The following is a 9764-nucleotide window of genomic DNA, read 5'->3' as shown; positions in this document are numbered from 1 at the left end:
GCCGCGCAGCTGGTACTCCCAGGTGTGGATGTGGGCGTTGACCAGCCCCGGCGTGACGATGCGGCCGCGGCCGTCGACCACCTCGGCGTCGCCGGCCTCGATGTTCGGGCCGACCGCGGCGATCTTGTTGTCCTCGATCAGGATGTCGGCGTCGTCGAAGTCGCCGACCTCGGGGTCCATCGACAGGATGTTCGCGTTCTTGATCAGCATTCGAGGCATGAGGCTCCTTCGGTCTTGAAATTTGAGGCGGCGAAGCGCGGGTCTTCGCTCAGTGAAACAGTCGCTCGCGCATGCGGCGCGTGGCGGCGACCGCGTCGGCGCGGTCGACTTCGGTCAGCCGGCCGGCGCGCTTGTGCACCTGGCCGCCGACGATCACGGTGTCGACGTCGCCGACCGTGGCCTGCAGCACCACGTGCGCGGCCGGATCTCCCAGCGAGGGGCTGTAGGCGCCCGCGCGCAGCAGAACCAGGTCGGCGATGCAGCCGGGCGCGATGCGGCCCAGCGCATCGCCCAGCCCGACCGCGCGGGCGGCATTCACCGTGACGTATTCCAGCAGGTGCCGCGGCTGGATGAAGGGCACGCCTGGAAAGCGCGCGAGCGGCCAGCGGCCGGCGCTGCGCTCGGCATCGGCCTCTTCGTTGCGCATCAGCCAGAAGGTGATGCGCATCTGCGAGAACAGGTCGAGCGCCACCCGCGAAGGCACGTCCACGCCCAGGCTCGGCGTCACGCCCGCATGGTGGGCGCGCGCGATCACGCGGGTGGAGCGGCCGTCGCCGACCTCGCTCTCGGGCGTGAACGAGATGCCGCAGCCATGGCGCGCCAGCAGCGCGAGTTCGGCGTCGAGTGCCGGGTTGCAATGCACCGGCAGCAGGTCGGGCCCGAGCAGGCCGGCGGCCTCGATCTCATGCAGCTGGCCCGCCACGTTCTGGTGGAAGCTCATCGGCAGGCCGAGCTCGCGCCCGGTGGCCACCTCGGCCTCGAACAGCGCCATCCCGGCGTACTCGAGCGAGCCCAGCGCCATGCCCAGCCGCACGCGCGCGTCGTCGCCCGCGCCCGCCATCTCGCGCGCCAGGCCGCGCACCTGCGCGAGGCGCCAGGCATGGTCGGCCGCCAGGGTCTCAAAGCTGCCGAGCATGCCGTAGCAGAACAGCACCCGCTGGCCGGTGCGCCGATGGGCGTCGAGCGAGCGGGCCGCATGCGCCGGCGACATCACGTTGTGGCAGAAATCCAGCACCGTCGTGATGCCGTTGTCCAGCATCTCCACGCCGGTCGCGAAGGCGGCGTCGTGCATGTCTTCGGCCGTGAGCCGTTCGCGCAGCGAGAAGATGGTCCGGTGGTAGTCGGCCATGCCCCACTGCGCTGCGCCCAGGCCCTTGAGCGGTCCTTGCCACATGTGGGTATGGGTGTCGATCAGGCCCGGCAGCAGCAGCATGCCGTGGGCATCGATCAATTCGTCGCCCGGCATGCGTTCGAGGCCCGCGCCCACGGCGGCGATGCGGCCGTCCTCGATGCGCACGTCGCCCGCGGGCAGGTCGCCGAGCGCCGGGTCCATGGTCAGCACGGTGGCGCCGCGCAGCAGGATGCTCATAGGGCCAGCTCCTCGATCTGTCGCGCGCCGGCGTCCGTACGTACCGGCAACTGCCCTTGTGGCGTCGCGGCCACCGCGGGCAGCCGCAGGCAGGCGGCCTCGACGCCACCGCCGGCAGCCGCCAGCTGCGGCATCTCGCCGCGGCAGCGCGCGTCGGCCCAGGCGCAGCGGGTGTTGAAGGCGCAGCCCGGCGGCGGCGACAGCGGGCTCGGCAGCTCGGCGCGGATCTGCAGGCGCCGCTCCTGCGTGCGCAGCGCCTGCGCCTGGGGGTTGGCCACCAGGGTCGAGGCCATCAGCATGCGGGTGTAGGGATGGCGCGGCGCCTCGTGCACCTGCGCGGCCGGACCGACCTCCACCAGCCGTCCGAGATAGAGCACGCCGATGCGGTGGCTGACATGGCGCACCACGTCGAGGTTGTGCGCGATGAACAGATAGGACAGGCCGAACTCGCGCTGCAAATCCACCAGCAGGTTGATCACCTGGGCCTGGGTGCTGACGTCGAGCGCGCTGACCGGCTCGTCGCAGACGATCAGGCGTGGCTGCACCGCGAGGGCGCGCGCGATCGCCACCCGCTGGCGCTGCCCGCCCGACAGCTCGTGCGGATGGCGCTGCGCCTGGTAGGCCGCCAGGCCCACGCTGTCGACCAGCTTGGCGATTTCCTTTTCGCGCTGCTGCGCGGTCATCGGCCGGTGGCGGTCGATCGCCTGGCCCAGCGTGGTGCCGACGGTCTGGCGCGGGTTGAGCGAGGACATCGGGTCCTGGAACACCACCTGCACATCGCGGCGGAAGGCCAGCGGCGTGGCACGGCCGAAGGCGGTCACGTCCTGGCCGTCGAATTCGATGCGGCCGGCCGATGCCTGCACCAGGCGCAGCACCGCGCGGCCGATGGTGCTCTTGCCCGAGCCGGACTCGCCGACCAGGCCGAAGGTCTTGCCGCGCTCGATGTCGAAGCTGACATCGCGCACCGCCGACAGCGTGCGGCTGCCGAACAGACCGCTCTTGAGCTTGAAGTCGACCGACAGATGTTCGACCGACAGCAGGGGTTTCGCGGTCATGCGGCGCGCTCCTGGATGTCGCTGCGGATGCAGCGAACGCCTTCCTGCAGCGCCACGGGTTGCTGGGTGCAGGCGGCGCGCGCATGGGCGCAGCGCGGGTGGAAGCGGCAGCCCTGCGGCCAGGCCCAGGCCGGCGGCACGCGGCCGGCGATGGTGGACAGCCGGGCATCGCCCCGGCCGCGCGGCATGGCGTCGAGCAGGGCGGCGGTGTAGGGATGGCGCGGCGCGGCCAGGGTGTCCCGCACGCTGCCGGTCTCGACGATCTGCCCGGCGTACATCACGGCCACCCGGTCGCACAGGTCGGCCACCACGCCCAGGTCGTGCGTGATCAGCAGCACCGACATGCCGAGCCGCCGGCGCAGGTCGGCCAGCAGGTCCAGCACCTGGGCCTGGATCGTCACGTCCAGGGCGGTGGTGGGTTCGTCGGCGATCAGCAGCTCGGGCTCGCAGGCCAGTGCGCCGGCGATCACCACGCGCTGCGCCATGCCGCCGGAGAACTGGTGCGGATAGTCCTGCAGCCGGCGCGCCGGGTCGGGCACCCCCACCAGGTCGAGCAGCTCGACCGCACGCGCCAGGGCCTGCGCGCGGCTCATCCTCGAGTGGGCGCGCAGGATGTCGCAGAGCTGGGTGCCGATGGTGTGGACCGGCGACAGCGCCGCGTTCGGGTCCTGGAACACCATGCCGATGCGGCGGCCGCGGATGTGGCGCAGCGCTTCCTCGGGCAGGCCGACCAGTTCGGTGCCGCCCAGCCGCACCGAGCCGCCGGCAATGTGCGCGCCGCGCGGCAGCAGGCCCAGGATGGCGCTGGCGGTCATCGACTTGCCGCAGCCCGATTCGCCCACCAGGCCCAGCACCTCGCCGCGCCGCAGATGCAGCGAGACCTGGCTCAGCAGTTCGGCCTCGCCGCCGCCGACCGTGGCGCGCACGCAGAGCTGGCGCAGCTCGAGCAGCGTGTCGGCGGGGGTGGGCGTCTCGGCGTCGGCGGCGGTCGTGGCCGCGCGCGTGGTGGCTTCGCGGGCCACGGGCCGTGCCGGTGCCGCGCCGCCGGGCAGCAGGGCGTCGCGCAGGCTGTCGCCCAGCAGGTTGAAGGACAGCACCGTGAGCGTGATCGCCAGCCCCGGCACCATCGGCAGCAAGGGCTGCTCGCTCTGGAACTGGCGCGCGGTCTCGAGCATCGAGCCCCAGCTGACCTGGGTGCTGTCGGCGCCGACGCCGAGGAAGCTCAGCATGGCCTCGATCAGCAGCGCGGTGCCGAGCGAGATCGAGGCCTGCACGATCAGCGGGCCCGAGACGTTGGGCAGGATCTGCCGCAGCATGATCGCCACCGGCCGCAGGCCCAGCACCCGCGCCGCATCGACGTAGAGCTGCTCGCGCTCGGCCAGCACCACGGCGCGCGTGATGCGCATGAAGCTGACCGCGAAGATCAGTCCGACCGCCAGCATCGCATTGCCCAGGCCCTTGCCCAGCACGCCGATCAGCGCCAGCGCCAGCAGCACCGCGGGAATGGACTGCATCACGTCGGCCAGGCGCATCGCGAGGCGGTCCAGCCAGCCGCCCACGTAGCCGGCCAGCAGGCCCAGGCTGACGCCGGCCGCGAGGCCGATGCCCACACTCTCGAACGAGGCCAGCAGTGCGGTGCGGGCGCCGAAGATCAGCCGCGAGAGCATGTCGCGGCCGAGGTCGTCGGTGCCCAGCCAGTAGGTGGCGCCGGGCGCCTCCAGGCGATGGCGGATGGCCGGCGTGAAGGGATCGTGCGGCGCGATCCACGGCGCGCCGATGGCGCAGGCGAGCACCAGCAGCAGGAAGGCCGCGGGCAGCAGCGCGAAAGGCCGAGACAGCAGGCGCCAGGGCGACTTGCGCGGGATGCGCGCGCCGTCGTCCGGCGCCGCGGCATGGACGGGGGGGAAGGTGGCGACTTCGCTCATGGTGGGACCGGGCGCCTCAATGCGCCCGCACCTTCGGATTGATCAGCCCGTAGCCGATGTCCGTGGCGAGATTGACCGCGAGCACGATGGAGGCGATCACCACCACCGCGCCCTGCAGCACCGGGAAATCGCCGCGCACCACGCTGTCGACCAGCAGGGTGCCGAGCGCCGGGATCGCGAAGATGCGCTCGACCGCGATGCTGGCGCCGACCAGCACCGACATCTGGATCGCCATCACGCTGAGCACCGGCACCATCGCGTTGCGGATCGCATAGCGCGAGATGATCAGGCGTTGCGGCAGCCCGCGCGCGCGCAGCGCATGCACGTAGGGCGAGCGCAGCACGTCGATCATCGCGCTGCGCATCTGGCGCGCGATCACCGAGGCGGTGTGAACCGACAGTGCGACCGCGGGCAGCACCAGGCCGCGCGCCCATTCGAGCGGGTCCTGCGCGAAGGGCGTGTAGCCGACCACCTGGAACCACTGCAGTTCGACCGCGAAAGCCAGCGACAGCAGCAGCGCGAGCCAGATGCTCGGCACCGCCAGGCCCAGCGAGACGATGGTCGAGAGCAGCCGGTCGGCCCAGGAGCCATGGCGCACCGCGCCCCAGATCCCCAGCGGAATGCCGATCAGCAAGGCCAGGAGCATGCCCGCGATCGCCAGCGTCAGGGTCACGCTGACACCGTCGGCGAGCGTGGGCGCGACCGGCAGCGCGGTGTAGAGCGAGCTGCCGAGGTCGCCGCGCAGCGCGTCGGCCAGCCAGCGGAAGAACTGCTCGCCCAGCGGCCGGTCGAGCCCGAGCTTGTGCGCGTACTCGGCGCGGTCGGCGGCCGAGGCGCCCGGGCCGAGGATCTGCACCACCGGATCGGTGGCGGTCATGCGCGTCAGCAGGAAGGTGAACAGCGACACCGCGAACAGGATCGGCGCCACCGACAGCAGCCGGCTCAGGAACAGCTGTCTCATGCCGCTGCGCGCGCCGCCTGGACGCCCTTGCCGAGCACGCGCTCGCGCACCCGCCGGGTGGCCTCGGCCGCGTCCGCGCGGTCCAGGTCCACCAGCCGGCCGCCGCGCTTGCGCAACTGGCCGTCGACGATCACGGTGTCGACGTCGGCCGGCGTGCTCTGGAAGGCCACGTGCGCCGCCGGATCGCCCAGCGACATGCTGTAGGGGCCGGTCGACAGCAGCACCAGGTCGGCCAGCAGGCCGGGCGCGATGCGTCCCAGCTCGTCGCCGCGGCCGACCGCGCGCGCGGCGTTGACCGTCACGTACTCGAGCATGTGGCGCGGCTGCGCGTGCGGCGTGCCCGGATGGCGCGCCAGCGGCCAGCGGCCGGTGATGCGCTCGGCCAGCGCCTCCTCGGCGCGCATCACCTGGAAGGTGAGCCGCATCTGGGCGAAGAGGTCGAGCGCCACGCGCGAGGGAATGTCCACGCCCAGGCTGGGCGTGACCCCGGTGCGGTGCGCGCGGCCGATGATGTTCATGGCCCGGCCGCCGCCGAACTCGCCTTCGACCGTGAAGGAGATGCCGGCGCCGCAGGCCGCGAGCATCTCGAGCTCGTCGTCGGCCGCGAGGTTGGCATGCACCGGCAGCAGGTCGCCGCCCAGCAGCCCCGCTTCGCCCAGCTGGCGGATCTGCGCCGGCGGGTTCTGGTGGAAGGTCATCGGCAGGCCCAGCGCGCGGCCGAGCTCGATCTCGGTCTTCACCAGCTCCAGGCCCGAGTATTCGAGCGAGCCCAGCGCCATGCCCAGGCGCACCAGCGAATCGCCACCGCCGCTGCCGAACTCGCGCGCCAACTCGCGCACCTGGGCCAGGCGCCACGGATGGTCGGCCGCCAGCGTCGAGAAGCCGCCCAGCATGCCGTAGGAGAACAGCACGCGCTGGCCGGTGCGGCGGTGCGCGGCGATCGACTGCTCGGCATGCGCCGGCGTCATGGTGTTGTGGCAGAAGTCCAGCACCGTGGTGATGCCGTTGTCGAGCATCTCGGTGCCGGCCGCGAAGCAGGCGTCGTGCATGTCGACCGCGTCGAACTTCTCGCGCAGCGGGAACACGTGCTTCTGGTAGTCGGGCGTGCCCCAGAGCCCGGCGCCCAGACCCTTGAGCGGCGCCTGCCACATGTGGGTGTGCGAGTCGATCAGGCCCGGGATCAGGATCATGCCGCGGCCGTCGATGCGCTGGGCGCCGGCCGGCGCCTCGAGCGCGGTGCCGACCTGCGCGATGCGGCGGCCCTCGACCAGGACATCGCCCGATTCGAGATCGCCCAGCGCGGGGTCCATGGTCAGGACGAGGGCGCCCTGGATCAGCAGTGTGCGTGGTGTGTCGTCGGCCATGTGCGGTGCCCTCGTGGGTTCGTGGGGGTGCTTTTCCGGCCGCTCTCAGGGCGAGACCTTGGCGTCGATGTAGCGGAACACGGCCACGTCGCCGACGGTGGAGACGATGTTGTTCACGCGCTTCGGGTTGTAGGCCCAGTAGGCGGCGTAGTCGAAGAAGCCGCAGTCCAGCGCCTCCTCGTCGACCACCTTGGCCATCTGCTGCCAGCCCGCGTTCTGGCCCGCCAGGTCGTCCGCGGCCAGCGCCTCCTTCACGGCCGCTTCGACGCCGGGGAAGACCGTCTTCAGGGGGTTGCCCGCGCCGGCCGGCGCGTAGTGGTAGAGGTAATAGTCGTAGGCGCCGGTGTCCTGCGAATCGGTCAGGATGGCCGCCGGGTACTTGCCGCTGCGGAAGGTGCTGAAGAACTGGCCGAAGGTCATGAAGTCGAGCTTCACGTCGATGCCGATCGGCGCCATCTGGCTCTTGAACAGCTCCGCGATGGTGCGCTGGTTGTCGAAGGTGGCCAGCGTGAACTCGAGCTTGGGGTTGCCGAGCTCGGCCATCAGCTTCCTGGCCTTGGCGAGGTCGTGCGGATAGCCCTTGACCGCGGGGTTGAAGCCGTTCATGCCCTCGCGCAGGCGCTGCGTGTGCACCTTGCCGTGGCCGCCGAGCGCGGCGTCGATGAAGTCCTGCGGGTTGATCGCGTGGCAGATCGCCTGGCGCAGCTTGGCGCTGTTGAAGACCTTGGCCGTGTCCATCATCTGCAGGTGCCACATCACCGAAGGGAACCAAGTGGTCTTGAGGCCTTCGCGCTCGGCCCGCTTGGCGATCGAGGGATTGGTCCAGACGATGTCGAGCTGGCCGGTGCGCAGCGCGTTGTAGAGGCTGTCGGGGTCGTTGATGTGCGTGACCTCCACCCGCGCCGGGCCGACCGTCTTGGGCGCGTAGTACTTGTCGTAGGAAGTCACGACGGTGCGCAGTCCCTTCACCGTGTCCTTGGCCTCGTACTTCCAGGGGCCGGTGCCGACCGGCACGAGCTTGTACGAGCCGTCCTCCAGCGCCTTGGGCGAGACCATGAAGGCGCCGCGCCGCGCCAGGTTGGGCATCAGGTTGGGCGCCGGCATCTTGAGCGAGATGTCCAGCCGCGTGGGCGAGACCACCGTGAACTTGTCGACCGCGCTGAGCACGCCGCGCCACTGGCCTGGTGTGTCGCGGATGCGCTCGAGGTTCTTCACCACGGCCGCGGCGTCGAAGGGCGTGCCGTCGTGGAAAGTCACATCGGGACGCAGCGTTATCTCGACCTTGCGCGGGCTTTCCTTCCAGCCGGTGGCCAGCTTGGGCAGCAGCGACAGCCCGTCCGGCGAGACCTCGGCCAGTCCTTCGTAGACCAGCGAGGTGTAGATGCTGTTGGGCTTGGTCAGGGTCTCCCAGTCGTCCAGCCCCTGGTTGCTGCCGAAGCGCAGCGTGCCGGCGGGTTGGGCGAGGGCGGGCAGGCAGGCGACGGTCAACGCGGCGGCGGCTGCGAATTGCGGCACGCGGCGCCAGGACATGCGGATCCGGCTGTTCATCTCGACTCCTCTTTGAAAAACGGAAAAGGGCAAGGGCACGGGGCGGCGAAGAAGCGCGCTTCAACTCGGCGCGCTGATCTTTTCTTCGCGGATCACGCGGGTCCAGTGCGCGACATCGCGCGTCAGGAAGGCCTGGGCTTCCTGCGGCGTGGTCGACCAGGGCTCGGCCGCCTGCACGCGCAGGGTCTCGATGATCTCGGGCCGCGCGAGCGTGGCGCGCACCATCTGGTTGAGGCGCGCGACGATGCCGATCGGCAGGCCCTTGGGACCGGCGAGCGCGTACCAGGCCGAGACGTCGAAGCCGGGCAGCACGGTCTCGGCCACGGTCGGCACCTCGGGCAGGCCCGGGTAGCGGTCCTTCGAGGTCACGGCCAGCGGACGCAGGCGGCCGGCCTCGATCAGCGGCGTCATGCCGGCCAGCGAGGTGAACATGAACGGGACCTCGCCACCGATCACCGCGGTGTTGAGCGCGCCGCCGCCGCGGTAGGGCACGTGCGTGAGCGTGATGCCCGAACGCGCCTGCAGCAGCACGGCCGTGAGGTGCATGCCGGTGCCCTGCCCGCCCGAGCCGTAGTTGAGCTTGCCCGGCGTGGCCTTGGCCTGCTGCATCAGCTCCTGCACGGTCTTGAACGGTGCGTCGGTCGCCGCGACGATCGCGAAGGGGCTGCGCGCGATCATCGAGATCATCGTGAAGTCGGAGGCGGCGTCGAAGGGCAGCGAGGCATAGAGGCCGGGTGCCGCCGCATGGCCCGAGGCCATCAGGAACAGCGTGTAGCCGTCGGGCTCGGCCTTGGCAACGAAGTTGGCGCCGATGGTGCCGCCGGCGCCCGGCTTGCCTTCCACCACCGCCTGCTGGCCGAAGCTGTCGGCGAACTGCGCCGCCACCAGGCGCGCGAGCAGGTCCACCGGGCCGCCGGGGCCGAAGCCGTGGACGATCTTGACGGGCCGGGTCGGCCAGCTCGCCGTGCCCTGGGCCTGCACCGGCGAGGCACCCAGCCATGGCGCACCCATGGCGCCCAGCAGGAGTTCGCGGCGCTTCACAGGAAGAAGGCCTCGGGTTGCGGTCCGCGCTCGACCGGCCGGGACTTGAACTTGCCTTCCTCGAACATGCGCAGGCGCGAGGCGAGAAGTTCGTCCTGCAGGCCGGCCAGGCGCTGCGCATCGAACACGAGCTTGCCCTCGCGCTTGGCGAACTTGCCGGCGACCAGCACGTTCTCGATGTCCGAGGTCTCGGCGTACATGACGACGATGTGGGCGGCATTGCCGCCCGGCAGCGCGGGGAAGATGTTCATGCCGCGGCAGTCGAACATCACGAGGTCGGCC

The 9764-nt window shown here is 71.2% G+C and carries 8 protein-coding genes and 1 pseudogene; all 9 read right to left on the bottom strand.

Annotated features, from left to right (window positions below):
• Window positions 1-219, bottom strand: a pseudogene (locus QTI17_RS34715) (amidohydrolase family protein); the annotation flags it as partial.
• A gap of 49 nt (window positions 220-268) precedes the next feature.
• On the bottom strand, window positions 269-1588 hold the full coding sequence (locus QTI17_RS34710; protein ID WP_286538722.1) for an amidohydrolase family protein: 1320 nt from the start codon (window positions 1586-1588) through the stop codon (window positions 269-271).
• A complete protein-coding gene (locus tag QTI17_RS34705) occupies window positions 1585-2643 on the bottom strand; it encodes an ABC transporter ATP-binding protein (protein ID WP_286538720.1) in 1059 nt (352 codons plus the stop codon). The genes QTI17_RS34710 and QTI17_RS34705 overlap by 4 nt, the downstream gene beginning before the upstream one ends.
• Complete coding sequence (locus QTI17_RS34700; protein WP_286538719.1) at window positions 2640-4568, bottom strand: dipeptide/oligopeptide/nickel ABC transporter permease/ATP-binding protein; 1929 nt, start codon at window positions 4566-4568, stop codon at window positions 2640-2642. Before QTI17_RS34700 ends, QTI17_RS34705 begins: the two co-directional genes overlap by 4 nt.
• Window positions 4569-4584: 16 nt before the next feature.
• Window positions 4585-5529: an ABC transporter permease gene (locus QTI17_RS34695; protein WP_286538718.1), complete on the bottom strand. Its 945-nt coding sequence runs from the start codon at window positions 5527-5529 to the stop codon at window positions 4585-4587.
• Window positions 5526-6893 (bottom strand): amidohydrolase family protein, encoded by a 1368-nt coding sequence (locus tag QTI17_RS34690; RefSeq protein ID WP_286538717.1) that lies wholly within the window; start codon window positions 6891-6893, stop codon window positions 5526-5528. The genes QTI17_RS34695 and QTI17_RS34690 overlap by 4 nt, the downstream gene beginning before the upstream one ends.
• A gap of 45 nt (window positions 6894-6938) precedes the next feature.
• Window positions 6939-8441 carry an ABC transporter substrate-binding protein gene (locus QTI17_RS34685; protein ID WP_286538715.1) on the bottom strand — a complete coding sequence of 501 codons (1503 nt, stop codon included), beginning with the start codon at window positions 8439-8441 and terminating at the stop codon, window positions 6939-6941.
• A gap of 60 nt (window positions 8442-8501) precedes the next feature.
• A complete protein-coding gene (locus QTI17_RS34680; protein ID WP_286538714.1) occupies window positions 8502-9482 on the bottom strand; it encodes a Bug family tripartite tricarboxylate transporter substrate binding protein in 981 nt (326 codons plus the stop codon).
• Window positions 9479-9764, bottom strand: a 286-nt coding sequence (locus QTI17_RS34675) for a hypothetical protein (protein ID WP_503011166.1), incomplete at its 5' end; no start/stop codon positions are given. The genes QTI17_RS34680 and QTI17_RS34675, both read right to left, overlap by 4 nt.

Origin of the sequence: Variovorax sp. J31P179 (genome assembly GCF_030316985.1) — a bacterium.
In the GTDB taxonomy this organism is placed as follows: Bacteria; Pseudomonadota; Gammaproteobacteria; order Burkholderiales; family Burkholderiaceae_C; genus Variovorax; species Variovorax ginsengisoli_B.
The sequence above is the reverse complement of the archived record's forward strand: the minus strand, read 5'-3'. Positions and strand labels throughout refer to the sequence as shown.

Bases quoted from the DNA above. Each gene is read 5' to 3' on its own strand.
- QTI17_RS34685 (WP_286538715.1), bottom strand. From the start codon at position 8,441: ATGAACAGCCGGATCCGCATGTCCTGGCGCCGCGTGCCGCAATTCGCA.
- QTI17_RS34700 (WP_286538719.1), bottom strand. From the start codon at position 4,568: ATGAGCGAAGTCGCCACCTTCCCCCCCGTCCATGCCGCGGCGCCGGAC.
- QTI17_RS34710 (WP_286538722.1), bottom strand. From the start codon at position 1,588: ATGAGCATCCTGCTGCGCGGCGCCACCGTGCTGACCATGGACCCGGCG.
- QTI17_RS34705 (WP_286538720.1), bottom strand. From the start codon at position 2,643: ATGACCGCGAAACCCCTGCTGTCGGTCGAACATCTGTCGGTCGACTTC.
- QTI17_RS34695 (WP_286538718.1), bottom strand. From the start codon at position 5,529: ATGAGACAGCTGTTCCTGAGCCGGCTGCTGTCGGTGGCGCCGATCCTG.
- QTI17_RS34690 (WP_286538717.1), bottom strand. From the start codon at position 6,893: ATGGCCGACGACACACCACGCACACTGCTGATCCAGGGCGCCCTCGTC.